This window comes from Fibrobacter sp. UWB16, from assembly GCF_900215325.1.
Classification (GTDB): Bacteria; Fibrobacterota; Fibrobacteria; order Fibrobacterales; family Fibrobacteraceae; genus Fibrobacter.
Genome location: NZ_OCMS01000002.1, coordinates 808,505 through 831,046 on the forward strand (window position 1 = coordinate 808,505; position 22,542 = coordinate 831,046).

Annotated in this window: 14 protein-coding genes; 4 read left to right on the forward strand and 10 right to left on the reverse strand. The window is 49.1% G+C overall.

All coding sequences use genetic code 11. The features are described from left to right. Positions 1-158: 158 nt before the first annotated feature. The 5 genes from CRN95_RS08740 to hisS form a co-directional block, all read right to left on the reverse strand. On the reverse strand, positions 159-710 hold the full coding sequence (locus CRN95_RS08740) for a hypothetical protein (protein ID WP_088629048.1): 552 nt from the start codon (positions 708-710) through the stop codon (positions 159-161). Between the two features lie 274 nt (positions 711-984). Next, positions 985-2,835 carry an MBOAT family protein gene (locus tag CRN95_RS08745; protein WP_085490479.1) on the reverse strand — a complete coding sequence of 617 codons (1,851 nt, stop codon included), beginning with the start codon at positions 2,833-2,835 and terminating at the stop codon, positions 985-987. Positions 2,836-2,861: 26 nt separating this feature from the next. Next, a complete protein-coding gene (locus tag CRN95_RS08750) occupies positions 2,862-4,838 on the reverse strand; it encodes a GDSL-type esterase/lipase family protein (RefSeq protein ID WP_088629047.1) in 1,977 nt (658 codons plus the stop codon). 19 nt (positions 4,839-4,857) lie between these two features. Beyond that, positions 4,858-6,474 carry a hypothetical protein gene (locus CRN95_RS08755; RefSeq protein WP_088629046.1) on the reverse strand — a complete coding sequence of 539 codons (1,617 nt, stop codon included), beginning with the start codon at positions 6,472-6,474 and terminating at the stop codon, positions 4,858-4,860. A gap of 37 nt (positions 6,475-6,511) precedes the next feature. Further along, a complete protein-coding gene (hisS, locus tag CRN95_RS08760) occupies positions 6,512-7,816 on the reverse strand; it encodes a histidine--tRNA ligase (RefSeq protein WP_088629045.1) in 1,305 nt (434 codons plus the stop codon). A gap of 184 nt (positions 7,817-8,000) precedes the next feature. Here hisS and mdh point away from each other — a divergent pair, with 184 nt between their 5' ends. Then, complete coding sequence (gene mdh, locus CRN95_RS08765; protein WP_014547218.1) at positions 8,001-8,942, forward strand: malate dehydrogenase; 942 nt, start codon at positions 8,001-8,003, stop codon at positions 8,940-8,942. A 625-nt stretch (positions 8,943-9,567) separates the two neighbouring features. On the opposite strand, the gene CRN95_RS08770 is transcribed toward mdh, so the two are convergent. The 3 genes from CRN95_RS08770 to CRN95_RS08780 all read right to left on the reverse strand — a co-directional run bounded on the left by CRN95_RS08770 (position 9,568) and on the right by CRN95_RS08780 (position 12,763). After that, a complete protein-coding gene (locus CRN95_RS08770; protein WP_088629044.1) occupies positions 9,568-10,506 on the reverse strand; it encodes a T9SS type A sorting domain-containing protein in 939 nt (312 codons plus the stop codon). Between the two features lie 274 nt (positions 10,507-10,780). Next, positions 10,781-11,767, reverse strand: coding sequence for a T9SS type A sorting domain-containing protein (locus CRN95_RS08775; RefSeq protein WP_088629043.1), 987 nt, complete (start codon positions 11,765-11,767; stop codon positions 10,781-10,783). 15 nt (positions 11,768-11,782) lie between these two features. Continuing rightward, on the reverse strand, positions 11,783-12,763 hold the full coding sequence (locus CRN95_RS08780) for a T9SS type A sorting domain-containing protein (protein ID WP_097020643.1): 981 nt from the start codon (positions 12,761-12,763) through the stop codon (positions 11,783-11,785). A 496-nt stretch (positions 12,764-13,259) separates the two neighbouring features. Here CRN95_RS08780 and CRN95_RS08785 point away from each other — a divergent pair, with 496 nt between their 5' ends. The 3 genes from CRN95_RS08785 (at position 13,260) to CRN95_RS08795 (ending at position 19,236) form a co-directional block, all read left to right on the forward strand. Next, on the forward strand, positions 13,260-14,948 hold the full coding sequence (locus tag CRN95_RS08785; RefSeq protein WP_088631284.1) for a family 43 glycosylhydrolase: 1,689 nt from the start codon (positions 13,260-13,262) through the stop codon (positions 14,946-14,948). Positions 14,949-15,030: 82 nt separating this feature from the next. Beyond that, a complete protein-coding gene (locus CRN95_RS08790) occupies positions 15,031-17,121 on the forward strand; it encodes a family 43 glycosylhydrolase (RefSeq protein ID WP_088631287.1) in 2,091 nt (696 codons plus the stop codon). Positions 17,122-17,241: 120 nt separating this feature from the next. After that, positions 17,242-19,236, forward strand: coding sequence for a family 43 glycosylhydrolase (locus CRN95_RS08795; RefSeq protein WP_088631283.1), 1,995 nt, complete (start codon positions 17,242-17,244; stop codon positions 19,234-19,236). 157 nt (positions 19,237-19,393) lie between these two features. Here the strand turns inward: CRN95_RS08795 and CRN95_RS08800 are convergent, their stop codons facing one another. Then, positions 19,394-20,083 (reverse strand): hypothetical protein, encoded by a 690-nt coding sequence (locus tag CRN95_RS08800; RefSeq protein WP_088631282.1) that lies wholly within the window; start codon positions 20,081-20,083, stop codon positions 19,394-19,396. Positions 20,084-20,145: 62 nt separating this feature from the next. Next, on the reverse strand, positions 20,146-22,446 hold the full coding sequence (locus CRN95_RS08805) for a CotH kinase family protein (RefSeq protein ID WP_088631281.1): 2,301 nt from the start codon (positions 22,444-22,446) through the stop codon (positions 20,146-20,148). Positions 22,447-22,542 lie beyond the last annotated feature (96 nt).

Here is a 22,542-nt window from a genome sequence, read left to right on the forward strand (position 1 = left end):
ATATATATGGGCTCAAAAATACTCTATTTTTGGAGTTTTGTCACTATGTTTAGAACAATTTTTCACGAGATATTAACAAGAAAACTTTGTGTAGTATTCTTGTAAACTTATGGAAGCCCTAGAATGCGTAAATTTCTATAAAAATGGTCAAAAAGTCGTTATTGCACTTCGCATTTTTCTATGCCTTCGTTGATTTCTTCGAGTGTGCTTTTAACGGTTTCGTAATAGTCTTTTTCTTTGTGTTGGAGAGCCGCTATGTAAGCGTCGTCGATGCGGACTCCTTTATAAATGCTGTAGATGGAGGTGCTGTCCATTTCGCAAGGAGTCAGGCCTGTGGGGCATTCTGGAACACCATATACAGGCGCGTTCCCTAGATGACCTAAGAGATCCCTGTAACAACTGTTATTGCCGTAATAGTCCGGATTATCCTTGTGCTGTTCATCGAGCTTTTCGAAGGCGATAGATGCTGCGTGAGCTTGGGCGTTGTAATGGTTACTCCAGCCTTTTGTCATTTCGCAATATTGATATTCGGGAATGCATGTTCCTCTGAGCCCGGTTGTATCCGTTGTTGTTAATTTGGCGAGCTCTTTGTCAATGTCGATAAATGCTGAAGGTTTTTCGGCTGACGTTCCTGAATCGCAGCTTGTCCAAAAGAACGAAGCCCCCGAAAGGAACAGTTTCCCCAGAATGTTATGAAATTTTTTAAGCATCGAATTTCCTCCACATCACTTACTATACAAAATAAATTAATGGGATGTAAAGAAATGTAAGAATTGACCTCAAAAGCGCAGTTTCTTGAGGGTTGTTCTGTATTTGTTTGGATAAATGTATTATATAGAACAATCTTATTGATGAGGCTTGTCTATAATAAAAAAGGCGTGCTTGGCACGCCCCTTTTGTCTTTGTACAAGTACCAAATGCTAGGCTCAGAAATAGACTTGCAAGCAAGTCTGCTTCATTCGCCTTACGCATTTGTCGTCTGATTTAGAATTGGAAGTAAATGAACGGGCAGGAATCTGCGCTCATGAACTGGTAAATCACGAAGATGATGAACGCTGTTGCCGCCACCATTCCCGGAATCGGGAGCGATGCAAACGTGATGCGGTAACGGGACTTCACGCGCTTCGGAATCCAGTGGATAAGCATACCAGCGATGAACACGAGGATGATATTGATGTGTTCCCATGCAATCGGGAGAATCGTGTCCCAGCGCCAGGCGGTACCCATCTGGTGCACCATGTTCTTTGCCGTGTTCCATGCGACTTCGTTTGCTTCTGCCGGGTCGAGGTTTGAACCTGCGCGGAAGAAGAGACGCGTGAACGTGATGAACACAAACGTGAGCGTCACATTCCATGCGGTTGTGAGCCACGGCAGTTGTTTTTGGCAGAACAAGTGGTAGATAATGGTCGAGTAGATGCCTACGAAGAGCACGCCGAACCATACAGCGGTAATCGCGCATATAGGAATCGTGTAGTGCTTGTAGAGGATCGCGCTCAGTGCAAAGAAACCAAGTGCAATCGATGCTCGGACGGTTGCGCTGCGCTTGACCCAGAGCTTGTTGAACACCTGACCAAAGCCGTTCAAGCCGCCCCAGATGATGAAGTTCCAGCTTGCGCCATGCCACCAACCGCCGACTATCTGCGTTGCCATGGCGTTCATGTTTGTGGTAATCGTCTTGCGGGATTCCGGCTTGAAGTAAGCAAAAATCGCGATGTAGAGGAAGAACACGCCAAGAGCAATGCCGACCCACATGCTGCCAGAAAGGAGAATGGCCACAAGGCTCAAGAATCCCATCCAGAAGAACGTGCCGACGGTTGCGTTTCTGTTACCGCCAAGAGGGATGTACAAGTAATCGCGCCACCAGCTAGAAAGCGAAATGTGCCAACGGCGCCAGAATTCGGTCGGGCTCTTTGCCTTGTACGGGCTGTTGAAGTTTTGCGGCAGGCGGAAACCCATGAGGAGGGCAACGCCGATCGCGATATCCGTGTAACCCGAGAAGTCGGCGTAAACCTGTAACGAATAAGCGAAAAGGGCAATCAGGTTTTCAAGGCCGGTAAAGAGGAGCGGCGTGTCGAAAACGCGGTCCACAAAGTTCGTGGCGAGGTAGTCACTCAAGATGATTTTCTTGGCGAGACCGTTCAAAATCCAGAACACGGCCATGCCGAAGGCGCGGCGGGGGAGGAAATACGGCTTGTAAAGTTGCGGCACAAACTTGTCTGCACGCACAATCGGACCAGCCACGAGCTGCGGGAAGAACGAAAGGTAAAAGCCGAAATTCAAAATGTTGTCTACAGCCTTAATCTTACCGCGGTAAATGTCGATGCAGTAACTCATTGCCTGGAACGTGAAGAACGAAATGCCCACCGGGAGGATAATTGTATCCACGAGCGAGTGCGTGTTGAACATCGCATTGCTTGCGGCGGCAAAGAAGTTGTACACGTGGAGCTCGATGCCGGTAAAGTCGTAAAGTGCGTCCAGGAAGAAGTAAGAGTATTTATAATAGCAGAGCACCAGCAAGTCGATAATCACGACTATAATCATCAAAAGTTTCTTTTTCCACTTTTCTTCTGCTTTCTCAATCCACTTGCCGATGAAGAAGTTTGCTATCACGCAGAAGATGAGGATGCACACGTAGCTGCCGCTCGTCTTGTAGTAGAAGAACAAGCTCGTCGCAAACAGGAACGCGTTGCGGAGCAGAAGCTTGCTGTGGACTAACGAGAAGATGGCGAAGACGACCGCGAAGAAACCCCAGAAATAGAACTGGGTGAAGAGTAACGGGGAGTTCGGGTCAAACGCAAATGTGCGGGTCAGGTAGGGGATGATATAGTCAAGCATGATTTTTGGGCTTGTAAATTAGAAAATTATTTAGCGTCCTGTGCTTCGGGTTTCAGCGGAACTTGAATTTTTGGTTGCGCGGGTTGTGCTGTTTGCTTTACGACTTCAGGCATCGGGACATCTTTATGGGCGGCAGCGGCAAGCTTTGGCATTTGCGGAGGGGCGACCGTTTTTTCGGCAGTTTGCTTGGCCGTCGATTCTGGTTTTGCCGGGGCGGCATCAGCCGATTTAGAAGGAAGCGGCGTTGCTACCTTTGCCTGGATGGTTGCTGCAGTCTTTTCGACTGGAGTCTGTGGAGCCTTAGCCTGAATGGTTGGCGCTGCGCTAGAGGCTGTTTTGGCCGTAGGTGTCGCCTGAACCTTTGGAGCTACGCTTGATGCTGCCGGAATTGTTGCCGGTGTCTGAGGCTGTGCCGGTTTAGATTGGACAACGGCCGGCGATTCTGCAGGGAGGCTTGCGATATGGTCAAAGTAGGCCTGTATTAAAGCCTTGTAGAACATGTCGCCGAGCAACTGGTAGCCTGCGGTTTTGAAGTGGACTTTGTCTTTCTTGGCGAGGTCCGCCTTTTCCCACTTGGCCATGGAACCAAGACCACCCATGATGGAGAACTTGTCCCAGACGCCTGCCTTGTGCTTGTCGGCGAGCATAAAGAACGATTTACGTGCAACTTCGCCGTTTGGGTGCTGCACGTACTTTCTTTTACGGACTTTGCGGTAAGAATCGTTATTGGTCTCGAAAATGAATGCGGTTTTCGGGCTTACCTTGCGGATTCGCTGGATGAGCTTGTCGTAGTCTTCGCGGAAGATTTTGTCGTTAAAGACATCGACGTTAGCATCGTTAATGCCAATCGCAAAAATCACGAGGTCCGGCTTGTAATAAGACATTTCCTTTTCGAACAGCGGGCAAACTTCTTCAAAGTAGTTCGAAACCTTGGCGCCGTTAATGCCGACGTTCGTGTAGGTGATGCCGGGGGCGTTGTTCTCTGCCAAAATGCCTGTGAGCGTAAAGTGCGGGCGAGGCGGAACTGTATCTGCGGCGGCTGAATCTAGAGTAGCTTGCAAATCTTCGTCGCGGTTCAGGCAGTTCGTGTCGAGGACGTCTTCGCAGTCGCCCTGGAACATCGAATCAGCTGCGGCCACTTGCGAGGCTTGCTGAGAGGATGCTGGCGGAGGCGTTATTCCAAGCGAATCCATGCGCAAAGAATCTGCAACACGAGCGAGAGAGTCTGCGCGGGCGACGGAATCCTTGAAGAGCGAGTCCGTGATGAACGCGGCCACTTCGGCTTGCTTGGTCGTGTCTGCCCAGCGGAATGCAATCTGGATCGTGTCAATCGGGCGCGGGCTTGTGAAAACGTAGCTTTGGCTCGTGGAATCAAATGTTCCAAAGACATCCATCGAGTCTATGCGAAGCACCGGTTCAACGTCGTTGCTGTCGCTATAGCCGAAAACTCTAAAGCTTGTTTCGCCCCAAATCGGTTCGGTATTGTACTTGTCCAAAAGGAGCGTGATTTCGGCACGCGGGTCGCGAGTGCTGATGGCAATGCCGAGGAGACCGAGCGGTTTAGTGATTTCGTGCTGAACGTTCTTGTTCTTGTCCCAAATGCCCTTATAATAGCTAGCGTAGCTTGCGGGGGTGTTTGTCCTAGCTGCCGAATACGGGAATACGAAACCGCGGCCAGCCGATGCACCCGGATATTCTTTTACCAGGTGTTCGCGGATGCGGCCCGAGATGACGTCAGCCTGCAAGTGCGAACCGCCAATGTGGAGGATGCGCACCTTGCCCCTGTTCTCGAAAACGAGCGTGTCAAGCTTCTTGAAGAACGGCTCGAAACTAGCGCTCCCTTGCGGGAACTGGATGGTGTTCAAAGACGTATCGATAAAATCGTATTTCGTAAAGTCAACGTCATAGTAGCCCGGGGTGATTTCCATGTCCTTTGCAGAAACCATGGAACCCATGCTAACAATGCCAAGTATGGCAGCAATGACGGCAAGCTTTTTCTTCACTTAACACCCCCTCCGGTATTTAAGGATTTAGCTTTTCTTTGTTCAAATCAATTACTTTAGTCGTGTCGGCGTTTGCCTGTTTTTTGTCCGAGAACTTGCGAATGTCCTTAAGTTTCGAATCGTTCAGGTGATGCCTGTCGCGGAACTGGAAGTAATCGTAGTACATGTGGAGCGATGAGCAGAATAGATCGCCCATATAAGAGGCTCCGCGGCGCGTAAAATGCACGTGGTCTGTAAAGCCGAGCGGTGGGGACTTCTTGACCCACTTGATCATGGCGTTTTCGCCACCCATCACGCGGTGCATATCCCAGTAGGCAAGGCCGTTTTCAAGAGCCACTTCGCGCAACATCTTGATGGTGATGCCAAGTCCCGGGTATGTTTGCCATCTTCCGTTAATTTGTTTTGCCATATCGGCCGGACCGATGAACAAAATGTCTGCATCCGGATTGGCTTTCTTGACGGATTGAATTTGTCTGGTAATGAGTTTCTTGCTCCAGTCAAGATTCTTGGGGGTCATGCTCGGAACCATGTTTCCGCCGTATTCCATGATGATGAGTTTTGCATTCATGGCCTTGTAGGATTCGGCAAGAAGTTGGCTATCGATCTTGTGGAATACCGTACCCGAGCTTCCGCGCATGGCAACGTTGTCCACAGCGACACCGTAAGAACCGTCTACAGAAATCGCATAGATTTCCGTGCGTCCGCTCAGGTAGAGTTTGATGTTCGAGGTCGTATCCGGGAGTTTCCACGTATAAACGTTCAGCTTCGTGAATTTTTCAACGGCAGGAGCGGCTGCGGTTTCCTTTTTGTTCTTGATTTTGAGTTTCGGCGAACCGTCGGCATTTGTTCCAACTTGTTCCGTCACTTCGTGTTCGTAGGTGAGGCGGAGCTTGAGGCTGCCCTTGTTGCTTGCGAGAACCTTAATCGTGGAGTAGCCGCCTACGTGCGGGAACATGTCCTTGCGGCCTTCGCGCTTCTTGACGCCGATAACGGCAGAACCGTTGAGCTCACCCACCTGGGCCAAAGGTCCATAGCGGTTGTGCGTGGCGTGTTCTTCCTTGGGGCCAAAGATGATGTAACGCTGCAAGTCGCCGTTGTTCCACTGCGATGTCGACTGAGACGGAATGTGCATCACGGCTGGGAGCATGCCCGGACCGTTACCTCCAAATTCAGTCTGCAAGTCTTCGCGGATCGTAGAGGAAATGCGGTCTTCTTCGAGCTGCGAGTCACCGTAATGGATGACGTGGACAACGCTCGAATCCTTCTGCGCATTCTGGAGGCTTGTGAAGAAACGGTCAAACCACGTGAGGTCGTTGTTCGGCAAGTCGAAGCGAGTACGGCCTTCTCTAAAGAAGTCTTCGTAGTACTTGAGAGAATCCGAGTATGCTGCAAATTGCTTTGCCTTGGTCTCTTCCATCATCTGGCGGATGGCGTCTTCTGGGTCTACCTGTTCAACCTTGACCTTGTTCCCGGCGGAGTCCGTTGTTGTCTCGGCCTTCTCGAAAACTTGGGAAAGCTTCGGGTAGCGGAGCGTCGTATCGCCAACATGGATTCCGTCTTCAGGGTAGGCAAGCGCCATCAGCCCGAGAACGAGGTACAGAGAAATGATGCTGAGTAATACTTTTACTGGAGTCATGCAGAGATGTCATCCCCGGCTTGACCGGGGATCTCCTTTATGATTTTTTCGATTCGATGTTCTGTTTGCTGCGTTCGATGATTTCGGCGACATCGCCAACGTGCATGGTGCCGTCACGGAGGTCCTTGAATTCGAACTGACCTTCAGCCGCCTTGTCACCATCGACATAAACGACGATGCTTGCGCCCTGGTAGTTTGCCTGTTCCAACTGCTTGCCCATCTTCATGGTGGCGAGCGGGTGAGAGACAGAGTTTCCGTTTGCGCGGAACACCTGGGCTGTTTCGAAAATCTTCTTCATGTCGTTCGTGAAGCTTGCGATGTAGAAATCCACATGCTGCTTCGGGCTCGGCAAAAGTCCACGTTCGCGGAGGAGGTCGGCGAGCACGACGTCGCCCATGCCAAAGCCGACACCCGGGATGCGGTCGCCACCGAGCTTTTCGGTGAGGCTGTCGTAACGTCCACCGCCTGCGATGGCGCGCATGGATTTACCCTTGTCGAACACTTCGAACACAATGCCGGTGTAGTAGGCGAGGCCGCGCACGATCGAAAGGTCGAGGTTCACGCATTCGCTAAAGCCTGCGGCGGCAAGCGTTGCAAAGAGGTCTTCGATTTCCTTGAGGGCTGCGGTTGCGTTTTCGCTCTTCACGGCGGCGCGCACTTCTTCGATGGACTTGCAGCTCATGAAATCGTCAAGCTGCTTGATCTGTGCTTCAGAGAGGCCTGCTTCGGTAAGAGCCTTGGCAAAAGCTTCCGGACCGATTTTCAAGCGACGATCGAGAACCGGGTAAACGAGCGCCGGGTTCGGGGCACCAATTTCTTCGAGGTAGGTGGCGAGGAGCTTGCGGCTCGAAACGCCAATGGCAAAGTCGGAGTCCTTGAGGCCGAACTTGCGGAGCATCGTTGCGATGGAGGCGAGCAAGTCTGCTTCGGCGTAAATGCTTTCGGTGCCGATGATGTCCATGTTCAGCTGGAAGAATTCGCGGAGGCGACCCTTCTGAGCTTTTTCGTAACGGAACAGGCGCGGCATGGAGAACCACTTGAACGGCTTCTTGAGTTCGCGGGCCTTCTGGATCACGAGGCGGGCGAGCGTCGGCGTCATTTCGGGGCGGAGCGCAATTTCGCGGTCGCCCTTGTCCTTGAAGTTGTAGAGCTGGCTTACGATTTCTTCGCCGGACTTGCCGGTGTAAAGTTCCAGATGCTCAAACATCGGACCTTCGTATTCTTCGTAGGCGAAGCTTTCGGCGACTTTGCGCCAGGTGTCAAAAATATAGTTCTGGATGCGCTCGGCTTCCGGGTAAAAATCACGTGTGCCCTTGGGCAGTTGAGGAATTGCAATACTCATAGTGCGAGCAAAGATAGAAAAGTAACTAGTCAGTAGTTACTAGTTACTATAAAAATGACGGGTTACGATGTGGTTGTCTCCATCTCGTATGACAAAGAAATAACATTGTAACGTTGCCGGTTTTACATTTGTTTTGCTATATTTGACACGTAAATTTTTAAATACCTTAAAAGGAAGGTTAATCATGGCAAGAAAGAAGATTGCACTCGTTGGTGCTGGTCAAATTGGTGGTACAATGGCTCTCGTGCTCGCACAGAAGAACCTCGGCGACGTCGTTCTTATCGACATCCCGATGACTCAGGGCATGCCGAAGGGTAAGGCTCTCGATATTATGGAAGGCCGTTCCGTCATCAATTCGTCTGTTGATCTTCAGGGTTCTACTGATTATTCCGCTATTAAGGGTGCTGACGTTGTTATCGTTACCGCTGGTTTCCCGCGTATGCCGGGCATGAGCCGTGACGACCTCCTCGACAAGAACTGTGGCGTTATCAAGACTGTTGCTGAAGCCATCAAGGAAAATGCTCCGGATGCATTCGTGATCGTTATTACGAACCCGCTCGACGCCATGGTCTACAACATGCAGAAGCAGTCTGGCCTCCCGGCCAACAAGGTTATCGGTATGGCTGGCGTGCTCGACTCTGCTCGTCTCGCTTGTTTCGTCGCTGACGAACTCGGCGTTTCCGTCGAAGACGTCAAGGCTCTCGTTATGGGCGGCCACGGCGACACGATGGTCTCCATCATGGAATGCGTCTCTGTCGGTGGCATCCCGGTTTCTCAGCTCATGAGCAAGGAAAAGTTTGCTGAACTTGCAAAGCGTACTGCTGGTGCAGGTGGCGAAATCGTGAACCTCCTCGGTCGCGGTTCTGCTTTCTACAGCCCGGCTACTTCTGCTATCCACATGGCTGAAGCTTACCTCCTCGACAAGAAGAGCGTGTTCTCCTGCGCTGCTAAGCTCAATGGCGAATACGGCGTGAACGGCCTCTACTGCGGCGTGCCGGTTGTCGTTGGTGCAAACGGTGTCGAAAAGATTCTCGAAGTCAAGATGAGCGCCGAAGAAAAGGCTGCTTTCGACAAGTCTGTCGAAGCTTGCAAGAAGAACGCTGAGTGGGTTGACGCTCATACGTAATAGACCGCTCGGCTCTTATGCAAGGCGGGGACTCCGTCTTCGCCTCGCTCTCACGAACACGACCGGTTGATACCGGTCGCTTTTCGTTCACGGGTGACCGTTCGCGTCTAGAATCCATAGAAATATGTGAGCGTCGCTCACTCTCGTGAAAACGCCTGGCTAATGCCAGGCGTTTCTCGCTCGCACCTAATAAGACCGCTCGGCTCTATCGCAAAACAAGAATGTGATATCGCCTCGCTCTCGCCAACGCGACTCGTTAATACGAGTCGTTTATGGCTCACAGAGACCGCTCGGCTCTTATGCATGGCGGGGACTCCGTCTTCGCCTCGCTCTCCCCATTCGCGGACCATGTCCACATAAGCACTAAAGTGCTAAGTGGAACAAAGGTCGCAATCGCGCTCGGTTAAATAAATCTAAACCGAGTGCAGCAGAAACAAAACTTGTTTGTTTCTATTGTTGAGGTGCCGGTTTATGCGATGTAATCGCAATACCGAGCGCTTTTTGCTCACAGAAAATCTAAGAAATGTCATTCCCGCCTCTGAGCGGGAATCTCCTTCTTAACAAAACAGCCCTCGGGTGGAGAGAAAACCCGAGGGCGTTTTTTTATTTTGCTTTTGTGTGAATGTTATTTCAGCATGATTTCTTTTGCGAAATTGACGTTCTTGCCGGTAACGCGAATCATGTAAGCCCCGGCATCGAGTGTGGCGAGGTTGAGCGAAGATGTTGTGATATCAATTGTACCTCTGAGAACAACTTGACCTTGGCTATTGATGATTTCGGCTGTTGCTGCAGATTTGACTCCGGTAAAGCTGAGTGTGCGACCGGTAAGTGTAGCCTTGGCCGATGATGCGCTACGAGTTGCATTGATGGCTTCACTGTCGTCAGAGCAATCTGTTAAGGGGCCGATTTTTTTGATGTTGAAATTATAGTCGCCATCGTTTGCTTGGATCTTGAATTTGACGGCGACAAGACGCTTGGCGGCTTCTGTACCGGAAATTTTTACTGAACCCGTATACCAGCTGGGTTGCGCGAATTTAGACCAGGGAATGGCTTTGGTTGTAGGGACGTCTTTTGCTTTTGAAAGCTTGGCGACTGGGTTTGCGTATTCGATTTCTGAATCGAAGCTGCCGAGGCCGAGTTCTAGATCTGCTGATATATCGCATGTGTAAGTAATGCAGATGCCTTCCCATGCTGAAGCGTCGCCAGGTTCTGGGTCGCCTCCGCCAACGGCTTCTCCGACAACGTTGAAACCGATACCGACAAAGGGGCTGTATTTTAACGTGGACTTAGACAGAGATGCTACGCCGCATACTCCTTTGCAGTGTGTGATTACCGCATCTAGAGATTCTCCGGTGTCGGTGCTTGTGTCTACAGGCCAATTTACTTTCGATTTACCTCCGTCTTCATTGTCGGCATAGCTGAACCAGTAACCTGAAGTTTCAGAACCATTATCAAGTCCTGTTTGGACTTGAGATATTCCGTCTTCGCCATTCCATGTTTGGAATGTTCCGGCGTATGCAACTGATGCTGCAAAGATTGCGGCTAGTGTGATTGTATTTTTCATGGGGCTGTTCTCCTAATCCAAATGTTGAACTATAGATAAGATATACTTGTTTTGTATAAATGTTTTGAAAGCGAATTGAATAAAACGAAAAAGTATGAATTTGTTAATAATTGTATTTCTATGATACGTATCATATGTATAACAAAGTATCTTTATGATACGTTGTGTGCTATATGATGAAAATTAGTGATTGACGATAAATTTTTTTATGAAAAAAAACGCCTGCAGAAAATGTCTGCAGACGCTGTTGAAATGAAAAAGTTTTTGTTTTAAATTATTTCAAAATAATCTTCTTTGCAAAATTGATGCTTTTCCCGCTCACACGCACCATATAAATTCCGGCGTCGAGCGATGCGAGGTTAAGTGTTGCCGCGTTACTCGTGGCGTTGTTAATTACGCCTTTCATCACGACTTGCCCAAGAGTGTTCATCACTTCGACGGTTGCGGAGGCCTTGATCCCCGTGAATCCAAGCGTGCGCCCGTTCAAAACGGCGCTGACTGCGGATGTTCCGCGGACAATCTGAATTCCTGCACTAGACATACCGCATTTTTCTGGGCATGTTCCGTCTTTCGGGCCGACCGCGCAGATGTTGAACTTGTATTTGCCGGGGGCTGCCTGAAGTTTAAAGTGTATGGCGGCGAGCTGTTTTGCTGCCGTCTCGCCGTCGATTTTAACGGCTCCATCGTACCATGAAGGCTGTTTAAAGTCGGACCAGCTGACAACTACTTTGTTTCCGTCTTTTCCGTTGGGCGATAGAATGTCTGTAGCTTTTGCCGCGGGAAGTGTTACTGCGGGATTTGCGTAATTGATCGTTGAATCGACAACAGGACCAAGGCCGAGTTCGAGTTGTAAGTCCGCATCGGAAGTGTAAGTTACGCAGAGTCCGCCCCAAGCGGATACATTGGCTGCGGCTGGGGTGACGTCGGTAAAAGATGTCTCACCAACGACATTGAAACCAAAACCGACATAAGGCAAATCTGTTTGAGAGCCGTTGTCGAGTTCTGCTATTGAACAAAATCCTTGACAAGTGGGGAGTATTACATCGGCGCAATAGATATATGGTGGGTCGATTCCATCGTCTGGGCATATTGTTTTTGAACCAAGGTTGTCTTCGTAAGTGTACCAGCGGCCTTGGGTTTCTGTTTCGTTGCCAAGTCCGGTTTTGACTATGGGATCTTCATCTGCTCCGTTCCATGTGGTGAACTGCCCTGCGAAAGTTGCCGTTGCGGCACAAAGTGTAGCCAATGTAATATTTTTCATCGTGACCTCTCCAAATTATCTTAGCACAATCTTCTTTGCAAAATTTACGTTTTTCCCGCTCACACGCACCATATAAATTCCGGCGTCGAGCGATGCGAGGTTAAGTGTTGCCGCGTTATCCGAAGCGTTGTTAATGGCGTTCTTCATCACGACTTGCCCAAGAGTGTTCATCACTTCGACGGTTGCGGAGGCCTTGATCCCCGTGAATCCGAGCGTGCGGCCGTTCAAAATAGCTTTGACTGCGGATGTTCCGCGGGCAATTTGAATCCTAGTGCTAGACGTTCCGCATTTCTCTGGGCAGGTTCCGTCTTTCGGACCGACCGCGCAGATATTGAAGTCGTAGTTACCGGGGTCTGCTTGAAGCTTGAAGTGAATGGCGACGAGTTGCTTGACTGCGGTTTCGCCATCAATTTTTACGGCTCCGTCATACCAGGAAGGTTGTTTAAAGTCAGACCAACTGACGACTACTTTGTTGCCGTTAGTTCCGTTGGGCGATAGAATGTCTGCGGATTTTGCTGCAGGGAGTGTTACTGCTGGATTGGCGTAGGAAATGGTTGAATCAACGATGTCCCCAAGGCCGAGTTCAAGTTGTAAATCAACATCTGAAGTGTAAGTAACACAAAGTCCGCCCCAGGAGGATGCGTCGCCTGCGGCTGGAGTATTGTTGGTAGTAGACGTTTCGCCAACAATGTTGAAGCCGACGCCTATAAAAGCTTTTGTAGCCGAAGTTCCTTGGTGGAGGCGTGCAGTTCCGCAAAATCCTTTACATATGTCAAGCGTTGCATCCGTGCAAGTGATAAAGGGTGGATCTATAGCGTCTGTTACGCATGAAAAAGAAGCATAGTCTTCGTAGGTGTACCAGTAACCGTTTGTTTCTGTTTCGTTCCCAAGTCCGGTTTGAACTTGTGGATTTCCGTCAGCTCCGTTCCAGGTTTCGAATGGGCCAGCATAAATCGCTGACGCGGCGCAAAGTGCGGCCAACAAAAATTTTTTCATAATCCACTCTCCTAATCAAATATGCCCAACATAAAATATATGTACTTTTTCGCCTGTTTCCTATGAAAATTTTTCAAATAAATGAAATTTTTTGTCGGTTGAATCATATGCAATCTTAATGATACGTTTTGTCTATTGCTGGTCAGTTATTCGACAATATTTCTTGGTCGTTGGTCGATGGTCGTTAGACAAGGAGTGTCATTCCCGATCCTGTCCTCGCGCCTGTCCTCGCTTGACGGGGATGATTGGGAATCTCCTTTTTATCATAAACGAGAAGGTTGTGCCTGATTCTTTCGGCTATGTTCAGGACTAGCTTTGTCTGGCATGACCATTTTGTCCGCGCTTAATTTAAACTGTAGACTTTTAATTCGTGAAAGTATGGACTGTTTGTGGATTGTCTTCTAAATAATACTTGATGTCATAAATAAATATGTGGACTTTTTATAATTTTTGATATATATTTAAGAAGGTTGTTGGTGTGGATACGGAGATGTTTATGAGGACTAGGGGTTCTGGATTTTTTACGACGTTGGAATGGGCCTTTTTTGGCCTCTTTTGCCTATTTGGCGCTTTTGGTGCGCAATCGGCTTTGGCCGCAAATCCGTTGACGACGGACTTTTATTCTGCGGATGCCGCAGCCCTCGTGCATAACGACTCGCTCTTTATTTTTGCGGGGCATGACGAGCAGGGGCCGCAGGGCAATAACAATAAAGCTTTCATCATGAACGACTGGCACGTGCTCGTGACCGACGATATGGAACATTATCACGATTACGGGGCGGTTTTGAGCGTCAAGACGTTCAAATGGGCGAATGCGAGCGCTTTTGCGGGCCACTGCGAATACCGAAATGGCAAGTTTTACTGGTACGTGGCCGTCCATCACGGGACCATCAAGGAAAATGGAAGCGAAGGTTTTGCTATTGGCGTTGCCGTCGCGGATCATCCGTCTGGACCGTGGAAAGACGCCATCGGGCAGGCGCTTATCACCGACAATACGCCGAATGGCGTGAAATTGAACATCGACCCTGCGATTTTTTACGATGGCGACGATATCTGGATGTATTGGGGCTCGTGGAGTGCTGGCCGCCGTGTAAAGCTCAAGGAAAATATGATTGAGCTTGCGAGTACACCCGAAGATATCAAAATCAAGGATTTTTTTGAAGCTCCGTGGATGCATTATTTCCGTGGCAATTATTACTTCAGTTATGCTTCGGGTTACCCCTCGACGACGAATTATTCCATGGCGCCGAGCCTGAACGGACTATGGACGCAAAAAGGCGTCATCAACGACAAAATGGAAAATTCCGAGACGAACCATCAGGCGATTTTCAAGTATCTCGGGCACTGGTATTTCATGTATCACGGTGCGAATTCTCCGGGCGGCTGGACGTATCGCCGTTCCGTGAATATCGACTATCTCTATTACGACCGCGATGGCTTAATCCAGAAAATCAAGCATACGGATGGCGTGGATCCAGTCAACAATGCGCTTATCGAAGAGGGTGGTTACCGCTTGACGGTTTCGCATAGCAATTTGGCTCTCGAAGATTACGATGGTGTCGTGGTGCAACAAGCTGCGGACGAAAAGAACGAGGCTCAACTTTGGGTGCTTGCGAATGGCGATTCGGCGCGTTATTACACGCTTAAAAATTTTGCAACGGGCCGATACTATTGCCCGCCCAAGACGTTGTTGGATACGGTGAAAACTTCTGAAACATCTTGTGAAATCCGCATTGAAAATGCATCGGCAAAGAAGGGGTACTTCTTGTTCGCGGATTACGATGGCGATTACCTTGGCGATGTGCTGAACATTTCAAAGGAAGTCGGGATGCCGGTCATCACGTGGGTGCGCACAGGAACGGATAATCAAAAAGTGCAATTTGCAAAAGCGGAATTGCCGAAAGTTGAACCGCCGACAGATTCCGGCATTGGTGGGACAACGGGGATTGCGCATGGCTTGCGCGGTTCTATGGATGCGTTGAATGCGCCGTCTTTGCAACAAGTTCGCTACGATGCTAGCGCTCGCGTGATTCGTTTGGGCGCTGATGCGTCTTGGGCTTTGCTAGATGTAAATGGTGTTGTTGTGCGTCGTGGTTATGGTCGTGAAATCCAAGTGCGTTCCGTTTGCTCGGGGATGTACTTTGTTCGCGCAGCCCGTACTACAGCAAAGGTTTTGGTAAGATGATTGCTTGCTTCTCCGTCATCCTGACGCCGAAGGCGGAAGGATCCAGTAAAGTTTTATTAGATTGATTTTAAGGAGTATGGAAATGAAGGTTTTGAATTTTGCAAATCTTGTGAGCGGCGCGAAACTTGCGACTCTCGCGACAATTGGCGCCTTTGGCGTCTCCGCTGTGTCGGCTGCCGATTGGTACGCCAAGGACAACTTGCAGCCGGGTCATGACCCGAGCATGGTGCGCTTCGAGGACGGTTACGCCCTCATGAGTACGAACAATAATTTGCAACTGTGGACTTCCGAAGATGCCTACACGTGGCAAAACCACAAGTCAACGGTGAGTAAAATCCCGCAGTGGGCTTACACGTATGCGCCGACAACTGAAGGTATCTGGGCGCCTGACATTTATTACATGAACGGCGAATATCGTGTGTATTACTGCGTCTCCGTTTTCGGCAAGCGCACGTCTGCGATTGGCTATCAGTCCACAAAGTCCATTATGCCGGGCACGTCAGGCTACGGCTGGACGGACCATGGTCACGTTTTCCATACGGTGGCATCGGACAAGTACAATGCCATTGACGCAGACGTTGTTCGCGATATGCAGGGCAATTACTGGATGGCTTTCGGCTCGTTCGGACTTGGAATCCAGTTGATTAAGTTGGACGCAAAGACCGGTTTGCAGGCAAACGATGACAAGACTGTCTATAACATTGCGCGTCGAACAAGCAAGGCGAGTGGCGGTGCCGAAGAAGGCCCGAGCCTCATTGAACACGGGGGCAAATACTTCTTGTTTACGGCTTGGGATATCTGCTGCCAGCAGGGCAACGATATTGAAAAGACGACTTACAAAACTGCTTATGGTCGTGCTGATAAAGTAACCGGTCCGTACAAAGATCGTGCAGGCTACGATATGGCGAATGGCGGTGGCACAATCCTTATGGAACGCTATGGTCGATACGTCGGCCCGGGCGGCGGCGAAGCTTTCCAAGACTTGAACCGCGTGCGTTTTGTGCATCACTATTACGATTTGAATGGCGATAAGTACAATCACATTCACATCCGCGATGTTGTCTTCACGGACGATAACTGGGCTGAAATGGGACAGCCCTTCCTCGGACGTTATTTGAGCGCCGAAGTCGAACATGGCGCTTTGACACGTGCGGTTTCGGGCGACCTTGCGATTACCCGCAGCAATACCGCTTCGAACGGCGAATATCTTGCTTACATCAACACGGCGGGCTCTAAGATTCGTTTGCCGATGAACATCATGCAAGCGGGCGAGTACTTGTTGCGATACCGCTATGCTAACGGTGGTGAAGGCGATGCTACGCACAAAGTCACCGTCAATGGCAAGTCGCAAACCGTAACGCTTCCGCCGACAGGTTCTTGGGGCACATTCCCGGAAAAGTCTATTGTGATGATTCCGGCAACGCTCAAGCGCGGCGGCAACTTTATCGAAATTGAACCGCAGCCGAACGGATTCTTCTCGGAACTGGACCGCATCGACTTCTTGCGCGTGATTCGCGACACGATTCCGGCGAACGGCTTTGACAACGGCATCCGCGTGCGCCTTACGGACAAGGATGAATTTGCTATCAAGGACGGCGGCTATGCGATCTTCGAAAATGTCGTGACGGATTCCATCAAGAGTGACGAAGTTTCTATCCAAGTGAAAAATGCAACCGCAGGCAAGCTCGCCATTCGTGATGGTGCAAAGAACGGAATCGTCCTTGCCGAATGTGACCTTTCAATGGCTAAGGCAGCCGCAAATGGCTGGTCTGAGGCAAACTGCGGAACGCTCAAAAGCAAAACGGGCATCAAGGACTTTTATTTGACCGCTTCGGGCGTCTCTGGCGAAGCAATTGTCGGAAACATTCTCTTCAAGAGTGCCCCCTTGCCGGAATCAAGTTCTAGCAGTGCTGTTGCGGAATCTAGCTCCAGCGAAATTGCCTCGAGTTCGTCGAATGGCCATACAACGGCACTCCCGATTGTCCGTCCGTCATTGAACTATTCGATTGCCAAAATTCCTAACGGCTACCGCGTACACTTTGATAATGCCGGCGCTCATCAGGCTTACCTCTTGAATCCGATGGGACAAATTGTCTCCCACCAAAAAACTAATGGTACTGACATTGAATTTAATAACCTTCCCAAAGGCAGATTCATTGTCAAGGTGAAATAAGCTTATCGCGCTATCCTAGATTTTCTGGGATGGCGTTTTTTTTGCAAATAAATTGTACCGAAAAATCCTTTCGGAATTTAAATTAAATAGTGTATGCTGGTGTGTGGTTAAAGGAGTCGTATGATTCGTTGTTCTAGAATTTGCACCGTTGCATTTGTTCTCGCAGGCCTCTCGATTGAGACTGCTTTTGCTGCCGATTGGTACGCCAAGGAAACCCGTTGGGCGGGCCATGATCCAGACATTATCCGCTACGAGGACGGCTATGCGCTCGCGACGACGGACAACCACATGCTCATGCAGTTTTCCGAAGACGCGCTGAACTGGAAAAATGGCGACCCCGCCATGCCTGAATTTTCGAAGTGGCTTTATAAATACGCTCCGAACATGATTGACATCTGGGCGCCGGATATTCATTATATCGGCGGGGAATACCGCATGTACTATTGCGGTTCCGAAATGGGCATCCGCTCGTCGGGCATGGGCTTCATGTCGAGTAAGGAAATCGACCCGACAAAGCCAGGCTACGGCTGGACGGACCAGGGCGAGGTGATTCACACGGTCAAGAGTGATTCGTACAACGCGATTGACGCGGCGGTGCTGAAGGACAACGATGGCAAGGTCTGGATGGCTTTTGGCTCTTGGGGCACGGGCATCCATATTCTCGAACTGGACGAAAAAACGGGCAAGGTGAAAGACGGCGCGAAAATGCAGAATATCGCAAACCGCGGTGGCGCAGGCGTCGAAGGTGCTAGCCTCATTGAACACAATGGCAAGTATTTTCTTTTTACCGCTTGGGACAACTGCTGCAAAAAGGGCGCGGACCTCGAAAACAATTCTTACAAAACAACGGTCGGGCGCTCCAACCGCATTAACGGCGGTTATGTAGACCGCTCGGGCAAGGCTCTCCTGGATGGCGGTGGCACGATTCTTCTGAGCCGTTACGGACGCTATTACGGGCCTGCGGGCGGTGAAGCTTTTGAGGACGTGAACCGCCAACGCTTTGTGAATCACTATTACGATAAGAATGATGGCGGCAACTCCTACATACAAGTGCGCGATATCGTGTGGACCGACGACAATTGGCCGGAACTTGGTCAACCGTTTATGGGGCGTTACCTGAGTGCCGAAGCGGAACACGGCATCTTGACGCATGTCGATATTTCGAGCAGCTCCAAGGCTTCGAACGGAGAATTTTGCGCTTACATCAATTACGATGACAGCAAGATTCGCTTGCCGATGATTATCCCGCAGGCGGGCGATTACCTTATCCGTTACCGTTACGATAACAACTGGACCGAAGATGGCGCAAACGGCAGCTCGCATTTTGTGGACATCAATGGCAAGACGCAAGAAGTGCTGTTGCCATTGACGGGCGCTTGGAGTGAGTTTCCCGAAAAGTCAGTCGTGTACATTCCGACAAAGCTTAAACGCGGATCAAACTTCATTGAAATCACGAAGGGTAAGCATTACGCTGAACTTGACCGCCTCGATTTTTTGCGCATTATTCGCGATACAATCCCGGCAAATGGCTTTGACAACGGCATCCGCGTGCGTCTTACGGACAAGGATGAATTTGCAATTAAGGACGGCGGCTACGCGATTTTCGAGAACGTGGTTACCGACTCCATCGTTGGTGTAGGCGTCAGCGTTCAGGTGAAAAATAGCGCTGGCGGTACTCTCTCGCTCCGCACCGAAAGCAAAAAAGGCGATGTGATTTCTAAATGCGAATTGCCCTCCGCGGGCGATTCCAAGTGGGCTGACGTGCAATGTTCGAATTTGCCGAAGCTCAAAGGCGTACAGGACTTTTACCTTACGGCGGAAGGTCTCGGTGGCGAAACTCTCGTCGGGAACATCAAATTTGGCGAAGTGGATACGAGCTCAGTCGCAATACACGACGAATCTCGCGTGTCACATGCGGCATACACCAGACCAAACATCACGTTTGACCGTGTTGCCCAAATAGTTCGACTCTCGACTGACGGTTTTTGGGCTTTGTTTGACGTGAATGGCGTTGTTGTCAAGAGTGGCTATGGCCGGGAAATCCGCTTGAATGCTATGCCTCATGGCGCTTATTTAGTACGCTCCAATGGTCATATGCTTCGTGTTCAACGATAGTTAATGCACTAATGAAAAAAATCTACGCAGCTAACAGCTACGTAGATTTTTGTTGTTTGGGGGATATATCCCTAATATAGTTATTCAATGTCTTTTAAATATTGGTTTTTGCTTAACCAAATGACATGACTGTATCAGGTGTGTTTGTTTTGCGTTGTTATTCGTATCTCAAAAAATATTTATCCATCGGGAAAAAATCAACAAGAAACGGCCCTTGATAAACAGTGTAAAATTCAGTTCCGATATCCATTGCTAAATAAGTGTGTTTGCTGACCGTTATGCTCGATTTGCTACTGAATATAAGGTCGTAATGCATCCCTGATTTCGTTGTCCAGGTATCTTTGTCAATAAGGAATTCTTTTTTGAGTATTGGCTTTTTTGTAAACCTTGCTGGAAGTTCGATAACTTCTGAAATTGAAACACCAATGGCGAGTATTAGCAGAAGAATGAATTCAGTAATAAATTTTTTTGAAGATGGTCCTTCGTTGTTTTTGCTTGATGGCCATACTTTAAAGAAGTGGAAAATAATGCCAATTGCAAAGCTTAAAGAGAAGGCTAATGAAATTTTAAGCAATGTTCTGTATAGTTCACGTTCCGCAAGTTTGTTCAGAAAAGCATCATCGATGATACAGCCGAGATTAAACGAGTGAGTCCTTGCTCTTAGAAGAAAAAATGAAGCAATGAAGCATACATCTAATATAGATAAAATAATTAGCTTTTTCTTTCGTGGCGAAAGCTTTTTTGTAGAAATCGTCTGCTTGACATTGGAGGATGGGAGAGGTTGATTCTCCATCATTTGGTTCTCCATTATCATGAGTTTTCTGCGTCTTTTAGCGGCTCTGGACATAATTCCAATATACAAAAATCCCCGCGTTATCCGCGGGGAAAGGAGACTAGAATAAAGAGTGTTTATCTGAACTGAGCCGAAATGTTCAAACCTTCGCTTGGTGTAACCTTGTGCGGATTTTCAGTTGATCCGTCAGACCATCCCGTGAATACCGCTCCGGCACCTGCTACTGCTGTCAATTGCAGTTCATTATTTGTGAAGAATTTGCATTGATAATTGTTGCTCGGGAGTTTCATGCCGTCTACAAGCACGGAGCCGTTGCCACTTACTCCGATTTTGACCGTTACTTCACTTTCAAGGTCAAAGCGTTCGACCATTTCTTGCTTGATTTTTTCTCCGCGATTCTTAGCGTAGGCGATAAGCGTGTTGCCTGTCGGGTCCCACTTGAAGTTTGCCTGATTACGCGGCCAGCGCTGTTCGTCACGTTGCTGTTCCGAAGACGGAATCGTTGCCATCATGGACTGCACTGTGCTCTGTACCTTTTCGTATGTCAAGTAGCTGTTCAGGAGAATGCAAGCGTTGTTGATGAAGAGGCGCTTGAAATCTGGATTTTCGAGGAGCTTCTTGAGCATTCCGCCCGGAGCCCTGCTATCGACTGATGTGCCAAAACCGCCACCAAAGCCTCCGCCGAAGCCGCCCCACATGCCGCCATTTCCGCCTTGTTTGCTTGTCTGTTTTGCACCAAGAACCCAGTCGAACATGTTTTGATTTTCTTCGTCAAAACCGCTGATGCCCGGTGTAAAGCCAAAACCGTGGTCGGTGTCGAATGCGACAAACTTGAACGGATATCCGTTGCCACCCCAGGCGCGCACGTTGTTGTTTGGCCAGTCGCCGTTGTGGTAGTACATTTCGGCGAACATGTATTGGGCAAAACTGTTGACGTTGAGTTTGCTCTTAATCTGTTCATACTGTGCGTTGTTTTCGCCAGCAAAGTTTGCGCTAGAAATAGTATTTGTGAGCTGCTTGTAGTCTTCTGTCGAGGCTCCGTTTGTTCCGCTAGCTTCGTAGCCAGAACCGGTAATCTTGATCATGTTGATCGACTTGGAATCGATGCCGTAGTTTGTCTCGACAAAGTGTCTGTTCAAGCGTTCGCGCATATCGTGAATGCCGAAGTATTCGCCATTGTAGAATACGACAACCTGGCGGCTGCGCTGATAATCCACATCGGTGCCTTCCATGAGGGCTGTCATCATGGCATCGCCAACATAGTCCGTCCAAAAACGGTTACCGTTGTTGCGCAAATTGAAACTCTTGAATTTCTTGGCATCAGGGCGAGTTTTAAACAAAGAATATTTGATGGTCTTGTCGCCGTAAGTATCGTTGTCCATCTTGATGGCGACACTCTTCTTGGGCTTGTAGCGGCTGTAATTACCGATAATCGAAATGCCTGCATCAATTTCCCAAGTCTTTTCTGTAGTGGAACTTCCTTTTTCAAAATATTCCACATGGACGGGGAGTTCATCGTCTCTCCAGAAGTTTGCTGCCTTGCAGGGTTCTGCGCATTTCGGGTTGTTGTTGTCGGTAACGTTTGCGTTGCCGACACCCCACATGCCGCCGATTCCGCCACCAATACCTCCATTTGTGAGGTTGCCTGTGGCATAGAGACCGTCGGTAGAGTCAAACATGTCGTGATGATTGACTGTGAGGGCAACGACCGGCATCGAGACACTTTCGTTAATAAAGTATGTTTGCGTTGTCGTATCTGCTGCGACTCCGTTTACAAATTCAGAACAACGTACAACCGAGTTTTCGGTAATCGGAGTGGCTACAGTAATTTGTTCGGAAGTCACCGTCGGGAAGGATCCGTCAAATGTGCAACGGATTTCGCCACCCTTTTGCGGTGTAAGCGGTTCAATGGTTAAACTTTTGTAGAAGCCAGCCTTGGGGAGGAACGTTACCTTGGGCTTGTGATTGTCATCGTATTCTTGAAGTCCGCTAGACGACGAAGCCGCAATTGCAGCGGAGCTGGAAATTGCTATGGCATTTGAGCTAGAGGATAAAGGAGTCGGTAGTTGAGCCGGGGAAGAGCTACTTGACTGTGCGACTGCAGAACTAGAATTCTGGGCAGGCGAGGATGAACTTTCAGGAACGTCCGCGCTAGAGTCAGAACTTGATGTAGCAGAAGTTGGAGTTTCCTGAGAGTTCTTTTGTGAACTTGAAACGCCTTCGAGCTTGGTAGATGAAGATGATTTTCCCGTTGATGGCGGAATGTTAATATGGTCTGGATCGTCTTGGTCTATTGACGAAGATGATTCTTCACTGATTTCTGGTGCAACACTATCAAATGCGGTTGCGTTTTCATCTGCGCATCCGTAAAAATACATGCTCGCAAAAGCAAGTGGCCAAACCAATCGTTTTTTCATTATATCTCATCCCTTGAAAAAACTAAACCCACACGTTTCTATATTGGAATATATAGCGGTTTTCTATTCAGTAGACCGTTTTTATCATTTTTTTTT

What these genes read in the sequence shown, in the direction of transcription:
- CRN95_RS08740 (WP_088629048.1), bottom strand. Translation starts at nt 710, where the DNA reads ATGCTTAAAAAATTTCATAACATTCTGGGGAAACTGTTCCTTTCGGGG.
- CRN95_RS08745 (WP_085490479.1), bottom strand. Translation starts at nt 2,835, where the DNA reads ATGCTTGACTATATCATCCCCTACCTGACCCGCACATTTGCGTTTGAC.
- CRN95_RS08755 (WP_088629046.1), bottom strand. Translation starts at nt 6,474, where the DNA reads ATGACTCCAGTAAAAGTATTACTCAGCATCATTTCTCTGTACCTCGTT.
- hisS (WP_088629045.1), bottom strand. Translation starts at nt 7,816, where the DNA reads ATGAGTATTGCAATTCCTCAACTGCCCAAGGGCACACGTGATTTTTAC.
- mdh (WP_014547218.1), top strand. Translation starts at nt 8,001, where the DNA reads ATGGCAAGAAAGAAGATTGCACTCGTTGGTGCTGGTCAAATTGGTGGT.
- CRN95_RS08770 (WP_088629044.1), bottom strand. Translation starts at nt 10,506, where the DNA reads ATGAAAAATACAATCACACTAGCCGCAATCTTTGCAGCATCAGTTGCA.
- CRN95_RS08775 (WP_088629043.1), bottom strand. Translation starts at nt 11,767, where the DNA reads ATGAAAAATATTACATTGGCTACACTTTGTGCCGCAACGGCAACTTTC.
- CRN95_RS08780 (WP_097020643.1), bottom strand. Translation starts at nt 12,763, where the DNA reads ATGAAAAAATTTTTGTTGGCCGCACTTTGCGCCGCGTCAGCGATTTAT.
- CRN95_RS08785 (WP_088631284.1), top strand. Translation starts at nt 13,260, where the DNA reads ATGAGGACTAGGGGTTCTGGATTTTTTACGACGTTGGAATGGGCCTTT.
- CRN95_RS08790 (WP_088631287.1), top strand. Translation starts at nt 15,031, where the DNA reads ATGAAGGTTTTGAATTTTGCAAATCTTGTGAGCGGCGCGAAACTTGCG.
- CRN95_RS08795 (WP_088631283.1), top strand. Translation starts at nt 17,242, where the DNA reads ATGATTCGTTGTTCTAGAATTTGCACCGTTGCATTTGTTCTCGCAGGC.
- CRN95_RS08800 (WP_088631282.1), bottom strand. Translation starts at nt 20,083, where the DNA reads ATGTCCAGAGCCGCTAAAAGACGCAGAAAACTCATGATAATGGAGAAC.
- CRN95_RS08805 (WP_088631281.1), bottom strand. Translation starts at nt 22,446, where the DNA reads ATGAAAAAACGATTGGTTTGGCCACTTGCTTTTGCGAGCATGTATTTT.